The 15,739-nt window shown below is 63.0% G+C and carries 12 protein-coding genes; 9 read left to right on the forward strand and 3 right to left on the reverse strand.

Annotated features, from left to right (window positions below; translation table 11 throughout):
• The first annotated feature begins 33 nt into the window (after positions 1–33).
• The 3 genes from AC1KVG_RS20220 to pilB all read left to right on the forward strand — a co-directional run bounded on the left by AC1KVG_RS20220 (position 34) and on the right by pilB (position 3,224).
• The gene (locus tag AC1KVG_RS20220; protein ID WP_481095586.1) at positions 34–315 is read left to right on the forward strand and encodes a hypothetical protein; all 282 of its coding nucleotides are present in this window, start codon (positions 34–36) and stop codon (positions 313–315) included.
• A gap of 77 nt (positions 316–392) precedes the next feature.
• Positions 393–1,370: a UDP-glucose 4-epimerase GalE gene (gene galE / locus AC1KVG_RS20225; protein WP_481095587.1), complete on the forward strand. Its 978-nt coding sequence runs from the start codon at positions 393–395 to the stop codon at positions 1,368–1,370.
• A 117-nt stretch (positions 1,371–1,487) separates the two neighbouring features.
• Positions 1,488–3,224, forward strand: a complete 1,737-nt coding sequence (gene pilB, locus AC1KVG_RS20230; protein ID WP_481095588.1) for a type IV-A pilus assembly ATPase PilB — start codon at positions 1,488–1,490, stop codon at positions 3,222–3,224.
• Between the two features lie 1,385 nt (positions 3,225–4,609).
• On the opposite strand, the gene AC1KVG_RS20235 is transcribed toward pilB, so the two are convergent.
• The gene (locus AC1KVG_RS20235) at positions 4,610–6,004 is read right to left on the reverse strand and encodes a sigma-54-dependent transcriptional regulator (protein ID WP_074058079.1); all 1,395 of its coding nucleotides are present in this window, start codon (positions 6,002–6,004) and stop codon (positions 4,610–4,612) included.
• Between the two features lie 145 nt (positions 6,005–6,149).
• The gene (locus AC1KVG_RS20240) at positions 6,150–7,763 is read right to left on the reverse strand and encodes a sensor histidine kinase (protein WP_006448368.1); all 1,614 of its coding nucleotides are present in this window, start codon (positions 7,761–7,763) and stop codon (positions 6,150–6,152) included.
• A gap of 232 nt (positions 7,764–7,995) precedes the next feature.
• Between AC1KVG_RS20240 and sucC the strand changes: the two genes are divergently transcribed.
• On the forward strand, positions 7,996–9,165 hold the full coding sequence (gene sucC / locus AC1KVG_RS20245; protein ID WP_006450728.1) for an ADP-forming succinate--CoA ligase subunit beta: 1,170 nt from the start codon (positions 7,996–7,998) through the stop codon (positions 9,163–9,165).
• Positions 9,166–9,189: 24 nt separating this feature from the next.
• A complete protein-coding gene (gene sucD / locus AC1KVG_RS20250) occupies positions 9,190–10,065 on the forward strand; it encodes a succinate--CoA ligase subunit alpha (RefSeq protein ID WP_006450729.1) in 876 nt (291 codons plus the stop codon).
• A 182-nt stretch (positions 10,066–10,247) separates the two neighbouring features.
• Here the strand turns inward: sucD and AC1KVG_RS20255 are convergent, their stop codons facing one another.
• Positions 10,248–11,189 (reverse strand): LysR family transcriptional regulator, encoded by a 942-nt coding sequence (locus tag AC1KVG_RS20255; protein WP_481095589.1) that lies wholly within the window; start codon positions 11,187–11,189, stop codon positions 10,248–10,250.
• A gap of 80 nt (positions 11,190–11,269) precedes the next feature.
• Between AC1KVG_RS20255 and AC1KVG_RS20260 the strand changes: the two genes are divergently transcribed.
• The 4 genes from AC1KVG_RS20260 to AC1KVG_RS20275 all read left to right on the forward strand — a co-directional run bounded on the left by AC1KVG_RS20260 (position 11,270) and on the right by AC1KVG_RS20275 (position 15,737).
• Positions 11,270–11,914, forward strand: a complete 645-nt coding sequence (locus tag AC1KVG_RS20260) for a DsbA family protein (protein WP_481095590.1) — start codon at positions 11,270–11,272, stop codon at positions 11,912–11,914.
• A gap of 467 nt (positions 11,915–12,381) precedes the next feature.
• On the forward strand, positions 12,382–13,203 hold the full coding sequence (locus tag AC1KVG_RS20265) for an MBL fold metallo-hydrolase (protein WP_481095591.1): 822 nt from the start codon (positions 12,382–12,384) through the stop codon (positions 13,201–13,203).
• A gap of 4 nt (positions 13,204–13,207) precedes the next feature.
• Positions 13,208–13,603, forward strand: a complete 396-nt coding sequence (locus tag AC1KVG_RS20270) for a nuclear transport factor 2 family protein (RefSeq protein ID WP_481095592.1) — start codon at positions 13,208–13,210, stop codon at positions 13,601–13,603.
• 493 nt (positions 13,604–14,096) lie between these two features.
• Entirely contained in the window at positions 14,097–15,737 is a 1,641-nt protein-coding gene (locus tag AC1KVG_RS20275) for an NAD+ synthase (protein WP_481095593.1), read from the forward strand.
• The last annotated feature ends 2 nt before the right edge of the window (positions 15,738–15,739 follow it).

The following is a 15,739-nucleotide window of genomic DNA, read 5'->3' on the forward strand; positions in this document are numbered from 1 at the left end:
CCGCTGCGGCTGAGATGCTCCCTTGTCGGGCATATGCTGGTCTCGGCAACGCAAGTCTCAGCTATCAAAGCGGTTGAGTTCGGTGTGCCTCTGATAGGCGTGTTCGTCTCCGGCGCAAGCCAGCTTGCGGTCAAGCTAATAACGGTCGAGCCAGTGAGTGAGGAGTTTCTCTGGAGTTATCAGATGCTGCCGCTGTTAGGGCGAAGCACTTGGCGGTTCCTGACCTGTAATGTGGATAAGAGCTGCTTTTGGTCGATCAACGTGGACGATGAGTGCCATGAAGAGACTAAAGATTTGAGCATGGCCCAACGCTGAGCCCGTCTCCTGCCCGTGCCTGGGCTGATGGGCGTGCCGGATTTTCGTGGTGTTCGATCGTACGTGGAGTCGAGTAGATGTGGAGTGTCCTTGTTTGTGGAGGGGCTGGGTATATCGGTAGCCATATGTCGCATTGGCTGGCCGAACAAGGGCATACGGTGACCGTACTGGACAATCTGTCTACCGGCCACCGTCAAGCAGTCAAATGGGGAGAGTTGATCCAGGCGGACTTGCTGGATGAGGCATCGTTGGCACTTGCCTTTGATAGGCGCAGCTATGACGTGGTGATGCATTTTGCCGCGACTTCGTTAGTAGCAGAATCCGTAGGCGATCCGCTTCCCATCTATCGGAACAACGTCACTGGCACGCTGAATCTGCTGGCGCAGATGCGCCGGAGGGGCGTGGGAAAATTGGTTTTCTCTTCCACTGCGGCGGTGTTCGGGCAGTCGACGGTAGCGCTGGTCGATGAGCAGCAGCCAATGCACCCGATCACGCCCTACGGCGCTAGTAAGCTGATGGTCGAGCGTATCCTGGCCGACGCGTGGGTTGCTCATGGCCTATCTTCGGTAGTACTCCGCTACTTCAATGCTGCCGGCGCCCTTGCCGAGCAAGGTATTGGTGAGGCGCATGCGTGCGAAACCCATCTGATTCCTAACGCGTTAAGGGCGGCGGCCGGGCAGGCTCCGCCGCTGAAGGTATTTGGTGCCGACTATCCTACAGCTGATGGCACCTGCATACGCGATTATGTCCACGTACAAGACCTTGCCAGGGCCCACGCGCTGGCGGTTTCTCTGTTGGAGTGCAACCCTGGGGCGCACGACTTCAATCTAGGTAGCGAACAGGGCTATTCGGTCATGGATATCGTCACTGCGGTTGAGCAAGTGGTAGGGCGGCCCGTACCCTTCGAACTGGTCGGAAGACGCCCCGGCGACCCGGTGCGTCTGGTGGCCTCTAGTGCCAAGGCGCGGCAGGTACTAGGTTGGGAGCGCAAGTGGCAGGATATGTCAGGCATCATTGACAGCGCTTGGCGCTGGCACCGAGCGCAGCCGTTCTGAAAAGTGCTTAGTGCCCTACCAAACATGTGCTTGCTTGGGCTGCGCAAGTAATATGTGAACTCCAATTACAACACGGCGCCGACTTGGCCAGAACGTCGGACCGAATAGAGGAAGCGCATGAACGCTGTCACTACTGCCAACCTCATCGGCATTACCGGTCTGGCCCGTCGCTTGGTTCAGGATGGCGTACTGGATGAGGCCGCTGCTCGCGATGCCATGGCGAAGGCAACTGATGCCAAGCAGCCGCTACCAAGCTGGCTTGCCCAGAACAAGGTTGTTGGCGCCTCCCAATTAGCGGCCGCTAATGCTGTCGAGTTCGGTATGCCGTTAATGGATGTTTCGGCATTCGACGCCAGCCAAAGTGCTGTCAAGCTAGTTAGTGAGGAGTTGCTCCAGAAGCATCAGGTGCTGCCGCTGTTCAAGCGCGGCAACCGGTTGTTCGTGGGGGTGAGCAACCCGACCCAGACCCGGGCGCTGGACGATATCAAGTTCCACACCAATCTGGTGGTCGAGCCGATTCTGGTCGATGAGGACCAGATCCGCCGCACATTGGAGCAATGGCAGGCCAGCAATGCTGCGCTTGGCTCGTCGCTGGGTGACGACGACGAGGGGATGGGGGATCTGGACGTCTCCACAGGGGACGAGGACATGGGCGCCGGCGGGGATTCCGGGGTCGATGCCAAGGGCGACGACACGCCGGTGGTGAAGTTCGTCAACAAGGTGCTGGTGGATGCGATCCGGCGGGGAGCTTCCGATATCCATTTCGAGCCGTATGAAGACGACTACCGGGTGCGCTTGCGCATCGACGGCCTGCTGAAGAATGTGGCCAAGGCGCCGGTGAAGCTGAGTCAGCGCATCGCGGCGCGCCTGAAGGTGATGTCGCAGCTGGACATCGCCGAGAAGCGGGTGCCGCAGGACGGGCGTATCAAGCTCAACCTGTCCAAGACCAAGCAGATCGACTTCCGTGTGAGCACCTTGCCGACCCTGTTCGGCGAGAAGGTGGTGTTGCGTATCCTGGACGCCAGTGCGGCCAAGCTGGGGATCGAGAAGCTGGGCTACGAGGCGGATCAGCAAAAGCTGTTCCTGGATGCGATCCACAAGCCCTATGGCATGGTGCTGGTGACCGGGCCGACCGGTTCGGGTAAGACGGTGTCGTTGTATACGGCGCTGGGCATCCTCAACGATGAGACGCGCAATATCTCCACGGCCGAGGATCCGGTCGAAATCCGCTTACCTGGTGTCAATCAGGTGCAGCAGAACGTCAAGCGCGGCATGACCTTCGCGGCGGCGTTGCGCTCGTTCCTGCGCCAGGATCCGGACATCATCATGGTCGGCGAAATCCGCGACCTGGAGACGGCCGAGATTGCGATCAAGGCGGCGCAGACCGGTCACATGGTGTTGTCGACGCTGCATACCAACGATGCGCCGCAGACCATCGCGCGTCTGATGAACATGGGCATTGCGCCGTACAACATCACTTCGTCGGTGACCTTGGTTATTGCGCAGCGTCTGGCACGGCGTTTGTGCAACAACTGCAAGCGCAAATCGACCTTGCCGGAGCATGCGTTGCTGGCGGAAGGGTTCACTGCGGAGCAGCTCGCTGCGGGTATCGAGCTGTACGAGGCGGTCGGCTGCGACGAGTGCACCGAAGGTTATAAGGGCCGTACCGGTATCTACCAGGTGATGCCGATGACCGACGAGATCGGTGCGATCGTGCTGGAAGGCGGCAACGCGATGCAGATCGCCGAGGCGGCGCAGAGGATCGGCATCCGCGACCTGCGTCAGTCGGCGCTGGTCAAGGCCGCGCACGGGGTGACCAGCCTGGCCGAGATCAATCGGGTGACGAAGGACTGAGCGCAGATGCAGCGGTACCGCTGCTGCGCGTGCTTAACCGACGTGCCGGAGACGATTTTAGGTTAATGCCGTGTCATTGGATCAGCAGTGCCATCGGCAGCACGACCGGCAGTGTGGGCAGTCGCACATTTGACTCTGTAGATGTCTTGAATTCGACAATGTCACATTGACAGGCCTACGCCATAGGGCAGTTTGTGAGTGAGCGATCACAAATAACTTCCTGCTGACCTTTTTTGCATTGACAGTAGCTAAGCTGCGTTCAAATAATTCTTTCGATAGCAACTGTTTTTACAAGTCATTTTTGCTGATCTGAGGTTTCTTCGACTGGCGTGGTCCTGAAGGAGTTGCGTAATGATTAGGCTGAAAGTCTGTAGTTTCGTCGCCCTGGTGTGCGGATTGGCCTGTTTTGGTTCGGTGAATGCTGCGGTTCAAACCATTACGGCCAGTGCTCGCAATGGTGGTTCAACACAAGGGAATGCGATAGCGTCAACGTTATCCGTTGTGACCTGCACGCAGGCAACAGGTGGGGGACAAGCAGGCACATTTTGCTCGGTGCAAGCTCCAGGGTGGAACGGCGTCCTGTCAGTAGGTGAGTCTATAGGTACCAATGCACCAGGCAATGTCGTCCTCAATTGCATCGGTTCCTACGCAGCGAGTGGTGGTGGTCTGAACTGCGCAGCAAGGATTGATGACACCACATGCTCACCGGAGCAAACGATCTTTGGCTCTGCACGTAATGGCAGCTCGTTCCGCGGCTTGGCTCCCGTCAAATCTGCAGCCATCATCCAGTGCACTCAGGCGTCGGGCAGCGTTACAGGTACCACCTGCGGCATACAGTCCCCGGGCTACAGTGGAAGTCTGACTCCTGGTCAGTCAGTTGCGTCAAATGGCCCGGGAACCGTGTCGCTATCGTGCGGTGGGCAATATTCGGCAAATGGTGGAGGCTTGTCCTGCTCTGCTCAGGTGAGCCAAGTTTGTCCTTGATCCATGAGTGGAGCTTTCTGTAGGCGCCCTCAAGATGGTTGATCCGACAACGTTATTTTCATCCACTACGAATGCAGGGCGTAGTTCATAGGAGCTCAGGGCTCGGTGGGCCTGAGCTCCAATCCTGGAATTCTGCCGATATCAACTGGATCCCACGATATGGCCCGCGCGCCAGTGGTTGATCGATGTTCTTGCTCGGTTGAGCAGGAGCCTACTAGCCTGCATCAACGGCTCGATAGTGTTTCCCGCTGAGTAGTCTGCAGCGGCTCGTTCGTGTCACGTGCAAGAGACTCAAAGCGTTTCGCGCCCGAGATTCACGTGAGGGTGTTGTGGTACACCTGCTCGTCTTGTAGCCCTAGCTGCGGAATCGTTCGGAAGCAGGCGTAGCAATAAAGCAGCAGCTACTCCATCCCCAACTTCTTGAGCTTGTAACGAAGCGCACGAAACGTGATGCCCAGCTGCGCGGCGGTTCTGGTCTTGTTCCAGCGGTTTTCTTCCAGCGCTTTCTGGATCGCGGCGCGCTCGAGTTGCTCGATGTAAGAGGGCAGGGCGGCCGAGGCGGGGTCGATGTCGACCACCGCTTCGCGCGGTTCGATGGCGGCGCTGCCGGGGCTGGCGGCGAGGCGGTGGCCGCCGTGGGCGGGCAGGCGCAGGTCGCTGGCGCTGATCTGGTCGTCTTCGGCCAGGGCTAAGGCGCGTTCTAGGATGTTTTCCAGTTCGCGCACGTTGCCGGGGAAGCCGTATGTGTCCAGCGCGTCGAGCGCGGATTGGGTCAGTAGCGGAATCGGGCGGCCGTGGCTGCGTGCCAGGCGCGCAATGATGGCCGCGGCCAGTTGCGGCAGGTCGCCACTGCGTTCGCGCAGTGGGGGGACGCGCAGTTCGATCACGTTGATGCGGTAGTACAAGTCGTGGCGGAAACGGCCGTCGGAGACCAGGTCACCGAGGTCCTTGTGGGTGGCCGAGAGGATGCGCACATCCACCAGCGATTCAGTGGAGGCGCCGACCGGGCGCACCGATTTCTCTTGGATGGCGCGCAGCAGTTTGACCTGCATCTGCAGCGGTAATTCGGCCACTTCGTCCAGGAACAGCGTGCCGCCATGCGCGGCCTGAAACAGGCCGGGCTTGTCGGCATGCGCGCCGGTGAAGCTGCCTTTCTTGTGGCCGAAGAATTCGCTCTCCATCAGTTCGGCGGGAATGGCGCCGCAGTTCACCGGCACGAACGGACCGGCCGCGCGTGCGCCTTGTTCATGGATGGTGCGCGCGACCAACTCCTTGCCCACGCCCGATTCGCCGACGATATAGACCGGCGCCTGGCTGCGCGCGACCTTGCCGATGGTGGCGCGCAGGCTTTCCATCGCGCTGGAGTCGCCGAGCAGGCGGCTGGCCTGTTCCGGCGGTGGCGGTGGCGGGGCGGGGCGGTCGCGGTTGTTCAATTCCAGCGCATGCTTGACCAGGCCGCGCAGCACGCTGATGTCCACCGGCTTGCTGACGAAGTCGAACGCGCCGGCCTTCAGCGCTTCCACCGCCAGGTCCATGCTGCCGAACGCGGTGATCATCGCCACCGGGGTCTGCGGATATTGCTTTGAGATTTCGGTGACCAGTTCGATGCCGTTGCCGTCTGGCAGGCGCATGTCGGTCAGGCACAGGTCGTAGGGGTTGTTGGCCAGCAGCTCGCGCGCTTCGGCCAGGTTGGCAGCGGTGCTGATGCGCAGGCCCATCCGGCCCAGGGTGAGAACAAGCAACTCGCGGATATCACGCTCGTCATCGACAACCAGGGCACTTTTGGGTTCGCTCATGGTGCGCACGATAGCCCAGCGCGATGACGGACGACAATTGTCGTCGGGGTTTGGACCCACGCAGAGCCACCATACACGTCCGTCCATCAATGCGTCGCGCCATCACCTTGGATCCGCGTTGCAGACACTGCAGGGCAGCAATCACTCACTTCCCAAGCAAGCCATTGGGCCCCTGCAACAGGATCCGGAAACACGCGCCGCCGCCCGGCACCGAGACGTAATCCAGTTGCGCCTGGTTGGCGCGGCACAGCTCCTGGGCGATGTACAGGCCGAGCCCGGTGCCATGTTCTGAGGTGGTGTAGAACGGGCGGAACAGTTGTGCGGCCACCGTCTCCGGAATGCCGGGCCCGCGGTCGATGACATCGATCACCGCCATGCGCTCCAGGCGCTCCACGCGCAGCTTGACCCGCGCCGGTTCGTCCATGACCCGGCCGTACTTGAGTGCGTTGTGCACCAGTGCGGTCAGGATCTGGTGCAGATGCTTGGGGTCGACCAGCGCATGCACCGAGGCGCCCTGGATGCTGGCCTCCAGGATGTCGGTTTCCATCGACAGGGTCTGCCGGTACTCGACCACGAAGCGGCGCACGAATGCGGCCAGGTCCAGATTGTCCGGGTTGGCGCGCTCGCGTCGGGCCAGCGCGAGCACGCTTTCGACGATGCCGTTGGTGCGTTGGCATTGCTGGTGGATGATCTGCAGCAGGCGGCGGTCGGCATCGCCGATGTCCGGGGATTCTTCCAGCAGTTGCGAGGCGTAGCTGATTGCGGCGAGCGGGTTGCGGATTTCGTGCGCCAGGCTGGCCGAGAAGCGTCCCATTGCCGACAAGGTGAGCGATTCGGCGCGCCGCGACACCACCGTGGCGTCGTCCAGAAAAATCAGTACCAGGTCGCTGTCGGCGAGCAGGCGCACGAAGCGCGGCTGCACTTCCGGGCGGTCGGCGCCCAGTTGTAGTGGGGCCTCTTCCTCGCGCCAGCCGCTGCGCCAGCGTTGCAGGCGGCGCGCCAGTTCCGGGGTGAGTGCGGCCAGCGACAGGTCGGCCGGGGCGTTGCGCTGGTCGCCATCGCCCAGCAGCGCCAGCGCCGCTTCGTTGGCCAGGGTGATGTGGTTGTGCGTATCGACCACCAGCACGCCGGTGCGCATGCGGCGGATGATCAGTTCATTGATTTCGTAGAGATTGGCCACCTGCGCGCCGCGTTCTTCCGCCAGCACCTGGTTGCGGCGCGCGCGCGAGCCGATCTGTTCGCAGATGAAGGCCACCGCGACGTAGCTGGTGGCGAACATGGCCAGTTCGGCCACCGGGCGGGCGGCGCCGCCGCCTTCGAGCAGGGTCCACAGGTATTCCAGCACGATGGCGCCGCTGGCGAGCACCGCGATGCTCATGCCGTAGCGCAGGCGCAGCAGGAGCGAGGCGGCGGCAACATTGAACAGCAACATCATCGCGATGCCGGCACTGGCGCCGGGCAGCGCGTGCGTGGCCAGGGTGGCGGCAAGGATGTCGGCTAGCACCGAGCAGAACACGGTGGTGGTCAGGCGGCGCTCGCTGCGGCCCCAGAACAGCAGCGGCACGGCCATGCAGAGATAACCGATCGCGACCCCTGCTGCCAGCCGCGGGTAGCGCGGCTCGGGGATGGCATCGGATAACGGGCTGAACACCAGCGCGGCGATCAGGCCGGCCACCAGCACCCGGTACAGCGAAAAAAAGTACAGCTCGCGCTGCGGCGCTGACTGGAACCGGTCGATAAGCGATGCGCTGGATGGCAAACCGATTCCCCCGTTGGAACGAGCCGCGAGTATAGGCAGGTGCGCGGTTTACGTAGCACGTGTGCACACTGCGGCGCCGCGTGCAAGCGCTGCAATCGGGCCGGCACGATCGTCGAATTTTGCGCCGCACGGCGCGGTCAGCCACAATAGGCGGCCCGTTCGCGTCTCTTGACGTGCCGCCCTGGCGGTCTGCGTTGCACGCAGCGGTCGTTTCCTTTTCCCACGGTGACGCATGAATTTCCACGAATACCAGTCAAAACAGCTGCTTGCCGAGTACGGCATTCCCGTCCCGGCCGGTAAGGTCGCGGCTACTCCGGACGAAGCGGTCGAAGCCGCCAATTCCCTGGGCAAGGGCCCCTGGATGGTGAAAGCGCAGATCCATGCGGGCGGCCGCGGCAAGGCTGGCGGCGTCAAGTTCTGCAAGACCACCGACGATGTGAAGGCCGCAGCAGCCAAGATGCTCGGCACCAAGATGTCCACCTATCAGACCGCCGGCGTCGAGCTGCCGATCAACCTGGTGCTGGTGACCACCGCCGGTGAGATCGTCAAGGAGCTGTACCTGTCGGTGCTGGTCGACCGTGGCACCAAGACCATCACCTACATCGCTTCTTCGGAAGGCGGCGTGGAAATCGAGCAGGTCGCTGCCGAAACCCCGGAACTGATCCACGCGCTCAACGTCGATTTCGTCGAAGGCGTGCAGGGTTACCACGGCCGCGATTTCGGCTTCAAGCTCGGCCTGACCGCCAAGCAGGCCGGCCAGTTCGCCAGCATCATGGTGAACCTGTACAAGCTGTTCAACGAAAAGGATCTGGCGCTGGTTGAAATCAACCCGCTGGCGATCCTGGACGACGGCAACCTGTATGCGCTGGACGGCAAGTTCGACAGCGACGACAACGCCGCGTTCCGTCAGAAGCAACTGGTCGCCATGCGCGACAAGACGCAGGAAGACGAGACCGAAGTGACCGCGTCCGAGCTGGACATCAACTACGTCACCATGGACGGCAACATCGGTTGCATGGTCAACGGCGCAGGCCTGGCCATGGCCACCATGGACGTGATCAAGCTCAACGGCGGCGAGCCGGCGAACTTCCTGGACGTGGGCGGCGGTGCCAACAAGCAGCGCGTCATCGAAGCGTTCAAGCTGATCCTGTCCTCGGACAAGGTCGAAGGCATCTTCGTCAACATCTTCGGTGGCATCGTTCGCTGCGACATGATTGCCGAAGGCATCATCGCTGCGGTCAAGGAAGTGGGCGTCAAGGTTCCGGTCGTGGTGCGCCTGGAAGGCACCAATGTGGAAGAGGGCAAGCAGCTGCTGCGCGACAGCGGCATGGCCATCATCCCGGCCGACAACATCAACGACGGTGCCAAGAAAGTCGTTGAAGCTGTCAAGAACGCCGCCTGATTCACGACACCGAAGGAACTATCCATGTCCGTTTTGATTAACAAGAACACCAAGGTGATCGTGCAGGGCTTCACCGGCCAGCAGGGCACCTTCCACGCCACTCAGATGATCGAGTACGGCACCCAGGTCGTCGGCGGCGTGACGCCGGGCAAGGGCGGCACCACGCATATCGACCTGCCGGTGTTCAACACCGTGGCCGACGCTGTGTCTGCCACCGGCGCTGACGCTTCGGTGATCTACGTGCCGCCGCCGTATGCGGCCGATGCGATCCTGGAAGCGGCTGCGGCCGGCATCAAGGTCATCGTGTGCATCACCGAGGGCATCCCGGTGCTGGACATGCTGCGCGTCAAGAACGTGCTGACCCGTGCCCATCCGGACACCGTGCTGATCGGGCCGAACTGCCCCGGCGTGATCACCCCGGGCGAGTGCAAGATCGGCATCATGCCGGGCCACATCCATAAGCCGGGCAAGATCGGCATCGTGTCGCGTTCGGGCACCCTGACCTATGAAGCGGTCAAGCAGACCACCGAAGTGGGCCTGGGCCAGAGCACCTGCATCGGGATCGGCGGCGACCCGATCAACGGCCTGAACTTCGTCGACTGCCTCAAGTTGTTCAACGAAGACCCGCAGACCGAAGGCATCATCATGGTCGGCGAAATCGGCGGCGACGCCGAGGAAGCCGGTGCCGAGTACATCAAGCAGTTCGTGAAGAAGCCGGTCGTCGGCTTCATCGCCGGTGCCTCGGCTCCGGCCGGCAAGCGCATGGGCCATGCCGGTGCGATCGCATCGGGCGGCAAGGGCACGGCCGAAGGCAAGTTTGCCGCGATGGAAGCTGCTGGCGTCAAGACCGTCCGTTCGCCGGGCGATCTGGGTGCGGCGATTGCTGCGCTGGTGAAGTAAGAAACACGCATCGCGCGCAAGCGTGTGAGTGTGAAAGAGGCCACCTTCGGGTGGCCTTTTTTATGGCGGCGATATTGGATTGCCAAATCCGATGGCTAATTGCCGCGTTGTGTCAGCGTCTTCGTGGCCGCCGTCGCCTGTTGTGGCTTATCGGCTAATTCGCCTGGCTCGCAGCGTTCGATTTAGAGGGCGTGCTGCTGCGCCGTCTGCTCAAGCAACACATCCACGAAGGCACGCACTTTTGCCGGTCGAAAGCGCGTTGCCGGGAACACCGCGTGGATACCACCGGACGGCAACTGCCACTGCGGCAGCACATGCAGTAAACGACCTGCGGCCAGATCGTCGGCGACCACATAATCCGGCAGTACCGAGATTCCCGCGCCTTGGCAGACCGCTTCGCGTACGGCGAGGGTGGCGTCGAGAAAGATGCCGGGTTGCACGTCCACACTCTGCGGCGCGTGCGTGGCATGCGCGAAGTGCCAGCGCTGATGATCGCGCAAGGCCGTGTTGGCGATGAACGGCAGTGTGGCGATGTCCTGTGGCGCGGTGAGTCCGGCCAGCTGCGCAGTCATTGTGGAAGGCGCGACCAGCAACTGCCGGAACGCACCGATCTTGCGTGCCTGCAGGCTGCTTTCGGCCAGCCAGCCGACGCGGATCGCAAGCTCGATGTTGGCCGTCATCAGGTCCAGGGTCTGGTCGCTGAGGATCGCATCGACCTTGCAGCCCGGGTGGCGCCGGGTGAAGGCCGCGATGGCCGGCACCACCACGCGTACGCCGTAGTCCAGCGGTGCGGTGAGCCTGAGCAGGCCGGACGGTTCGGCGGCGGTGTCGGTCAGTGCATCGAAGGCATCGTCGGTATCGCGCAGGATCGCCGCGCAGCGCAGATAGAACGCCTGCCCGAGTTCGGTGGTGCGCACCTTGCGGGTCGTGCGCACCAACAGCGAGGTGCGACATTCGCGTTCCAGGCGGGCGACCTGCTGGCTCACCACCGCCTTGGTGATGCCCAGGCGCTCGGCCGCTGCCGTAAACGAGCCGGCTTCCACCACAGCGACGAAATACGCCAGCCGGCGCAGATTGCCCAGGCCACCGGGGCCGGACTCGGTTCGATTGTATGTTGTTGGCATACGGTATGTTTACTGCGGATGGATTTAAGAGTCAACGGGAGCGGCCTAGGATGCGTCCATCGCCACTGGATTTCGCCGCCATGTCCACCACTGTTCACTACCTCTATGACCCGCTGTGCGGCTGGTGCTACGGCGCGACGGCCGTGGTCTCGGCGTTGCAGGCGCGAGCCGATGTCACCCTGGAATTGCTGCCCGCCGGCCTGTTTCTGGGCGCTGGCGCCAGGGCAATGGACGACACCTTCGCCGGCTATGCCTGGTCCAACGATCAGCGCATTGCGCAGCTGACCGGCCAGGTTTTCAGCGAGCAGTATCGTCAGCGCGTGCTCGGCGATCGTCAGCAGCGCTTCGACAGCGGCCTGGCGACGCTGGCGCTGACGGCGGTGGCACGTAGCGATCCCTCGCGCGAATTGCAGGTGCTGGGTGCCATCCAGCAGGCGCGCTATGTGGATGGCGATGATGTGACTGCGTTGGGTACGCTGGTTGGCCTGCTGGAATCGCTCGGTCTGGAGCAGGCCGCGCAGCAGATCGCCGCGCCGGATGCGCAGCTGCTTGCGCTGACGCAGGCGCGGATCGACAAGGCGCTGGAACTGTTGCAGGAATTCGATGTGCGCGGCGTGCCGACGTTGGTTGCACAGTCGTCTGGCAAGCGGTGGTTGCTGGATGTTGGGGCGGGTTATGGGAACCCCGATTTAGTCCTGCGGCAGTTGGATGCTGGGCATTTTTAGGCGGCTGGGTGACTGGTTTCTCGTTGCGGGGTTGGCTGTCTCGCAGCGGACCTTCACCCACACACGTCTCCAGTGAATGGGCTGCCTTCCGCCGCACACTCACCCCAACCCCCGCTCCGCGCCCCAACCCGCGCTTGCGGCGCGGGCGCACCAAGGCACACGCGCCAGTGGCACGTAAGCCGTGCCCTGGTGCCCCGGCGGGAGAGGGGCTCTGGCTCCCTTCTCCCGCCGGGAGAAGGTGGCGCGTAGCGCCGGATGAGGGTACGGGCGCACGTGCTGCGCCGGCCCAGGCATCGCTTTGTACGCGCGCTGATCAAAGCATTCCAACCCAACTCCAGCCCTAGTTCCAACTCCACCTCAATCCATCGCCATCCCAAAAGGCCAAAACAATGCCAACCCGACGAGACGTCATCAAAACCCTGGCTGTTGCGAGTGTCGCGACGGCCGTCCTTGGAGCGAATACCGCCATGGCTGCACAGACCACACTGACCTATCACCATTTCCCCGCCGGCGAACATGGGTTCTTCCGCGCGCCAGTCCTGATTTCCGGCGCACGCGATGCGGTGCTGATCGATGGCGGCTTTACGCTGCCCGACGGCAAGGCGCTGGCCGAGGCGATCCGCGCCAGCGGCAAGACGCTGACCACCATCTACATCAGCCAGAGCGACCCGGACTATTACTTCAGCCTGGCGCCGATCAAGGCCGCCTTCCCCAAGGCGCGCGTCATCGCCGCCTCGGCCACCATCGCGGCGATCAAGAGCAATGTCGAAAAGAAGCTGGCCACCTGGGGCCCGCAGCTGAAGGAAAATGGCCCGCAGACCCTGGCCGACATCGTGATGCCGGAGGTCTTCGACGGCCATACGCTCACCCTGGAAGACCACGCGCTGGAGATCGTCGATGCCGACGGTCTGACCAATCGACGCTACGTGTGGGTGCCGGCGCTCAAGGCGATCGTTGGTGGCGTGCTGGTGTTCTCCGGCACGCATGTGTGGACAGCCGACACGCGCGGTGCCGAAGGGCGTGCCGCCTGGCGCAAGACGCTGGACAGCATGGCGGCGCGGCAGCCATCGGTCGTCGTGCCCGGGCACATGGTGCCGGGCGCGCCAATCGATGTATCGGCCATCACCTATACGCGCGACTATCTGCTGGCCTTCGAGGAAGAGCTGGCCAGGCACAGCAACAGTGCCGACCTGATCAACGCCATGACCGCGCGCTATCCCGATGCCGGCATGGCCGTGGCATTGCAGATCGGCGCCAAGGTCGCCACCGGCGAGATGCAGTGGGGCTGATGCAATGACGACGCCGCTGGAGATCATCCGCAATACCTACGAAAACGCGCCGGAAGAAAACGCCAGGCACCTACGCGCTGCGTTGGCCGCCGATGCGCACTGGACCGAAGCGGCCGGGTTCCCGTATGCGGGCACCTACGTCGGCGCGGACGCCATTTTCGCCAATGTGTTCGAGCGCCTGGCGAGCGAGTGGGAGGGCTATCAAGCGAAGGTGCATACCTACCTGGCCGATGGCGAGTGGGTGGCTGCGTTCGGTGTGTACTCCGGGCGTTATCGCAGGACCGGCAACACCATGCAGGCCGCGTTTGCGCATCTGTACCACTTTCAGGACCGCAAGATCGTGCGGATGGAGCAGGTAGTGGATAGCGCGATGGTGGTACGGGCACTGCAGGCAGACTGAGCCCGTTGCCGCTGTGTGCCGAACGCGCAGCATCGGTGCGCGTTCGGCTTTTGGGATTAGCCATTGCAAGGGCCGGCACACTGTGCTGATCCATTATCGGTTCGGTGTGCGCGGCGCGCAGCATCCGCCATGCCTGGCGTCGCGCTGCGCATTCCGTAACGCGGCCCCACATCCACCCGACAATGCGCACCGTCTGATTGAGTGATTGCTGCTGGATGCAACGCAGGTCGCGCTATGCGGCGTGCTACGCGCACACGAATGGAATGCGGCCGAGGTCATCACCGGCTCGCCGGTCGCCGGGTCGTTCTGGTCGTCGAAGCGCGTCACTATTTGGGTGCGGCTTACTGAGACGCACTGGCGCAGCGGCGGACCGCGGCAGGTTCGCGCGCTTCTGGAATAATGCAGGCTTGGCGGCAACGCCGATCTGCATCTCGGTCTCTTGCGGGATGCGGCGCAGCCACGCCTCTCCAGTTGCATCCGCATAGGCCTTCCCATGTCCCAGACGCTTCGTATCGCCATGGCCCAGTTCGACTTCCCGGTCGGTGCCGTGGCGCGCAATACCGATCGCATCATCGAGTTCATCGCGGCAGCGCGCGACGAGTTCGGGGCAGACATCGTGCTGTTTCCCGAGCTGGCGATCAGCGGCTACCCACCGGAAGATCTGCTGCTGCGGCCAGGGTTTCTCGCGCATTGCGAAGAAGTGCTGGCGCGCATCGCTGCCAGCGCGCGCGGGATCGTCGCGGTGGTCGGCTGGCCGCAGAGTGCCGGCAGCGTGGTCTACAACGCAGCCAGCGTGCTGCGCGACGGGCGCATCGAAGCCACGTACCGCAAGCGCGAGTTGCCCAACTACGCGGTGTTCGACGAGCGCCGCTATTTCGACGTGGATCCGGATGGCGACAACTGCGTGGTCACGGTCAAGGGCGTGCAAGTGGGCGTGGTGATCTGCGAGGACCTGTGGTTTGCCGAGCCGCTCGCAAAGACCGTGCAGGCCGGCGCCGAGTTGGTGCTGGTGCCCAATGCCTCGCCGTACGAGCGCGGCAAGCATGCGCAGCGCGATGCCTTGCTGGCCGAGCGCACCCGCGAGAGCGGGGCGGCGATTGCCTATCTCAATGTGGTTGGCGGGCAGGACGCGCTGGTGTTCGACGGCGCATCGGTGGTGGCCGATGCCGACGGCACCGTGCATCCGGCCGCTGCGGCCTTCGTCGACCAGTGGCTGGTGGTGGATTACGCCGCCGGCGAACGTAGCTTCACCCCGGTGGTGTGGGTGGACGATGGCGACGAGAGCATGGACGCGCTGGCTTGGCGCGCAGTGGTGCGTGGGTTGCAGGACTATTGCCGCAAAAACGGCTTCAGCAAGGTGTGGCTGGGATTGTCCGGTGGCATCGATTCGGCATTGGTGCTGGCGATGGCGGTCGATGCGCTGGGGGGCGACAACGTCACTGCGGTGCGGCTGCCGTCGCGCTACACCGCCAATCTCTCCAACGATCTGGCCGAGGAGCAATGCCGCGCGTTGGGCGTCAAGCTGGAAACCATTGCGATCGAGCCGGCATTCGAAGGCCTGCTCGCCGCGCTGGGGCCGATGTTCGAAGGCACCCAGCCGGATATCACCGAAGAAAACCTGCAGTCGCGCAGCCGCGGGGTGATCCTGATGGCGTTGTCCAACAAGTTCGGCGGGCTGCTGCTGACCACCGGCAACAAGAGCGAATACGCGGTGGGTTACGCCACCATCTACGGCGACATGTGCGGCGGCTATGCCCCGCTCAAGGACCTGTACAAGACCGAGGTGTTCGGCCTGGCCAAATGGCGCAATACCGTGGGCGGTGCGCCGGTGATTCCGCCGGCAGTGATTTCGCGCCCGCCTTCGGCCGAGTTGCGCGACAACCAGACCGACCAGGATTCGCTGCCGCCATACGACGTGCTCGACGGGATCCTGTATCGCTACGTCGATCAGGAGCAGTCGCGCGACGACATCGTTGCGGCCGGCTACGCCGCCGATACGGTCGAACACGTGCTGCGGTTGGTGCGGCTCAACGAGTGGAAGCGCCATCAGTCCGCGCCCGGCCCGAAGGTGTCGCGGCGCGCCTTCGGTCGCGAGCGGCGTTACCCGATCACCAATGGCTATTCCGGTCAGTAGCC

The organism is Xanthomonas sp. NCPPB 3959 (assembly GCF_056675575.1).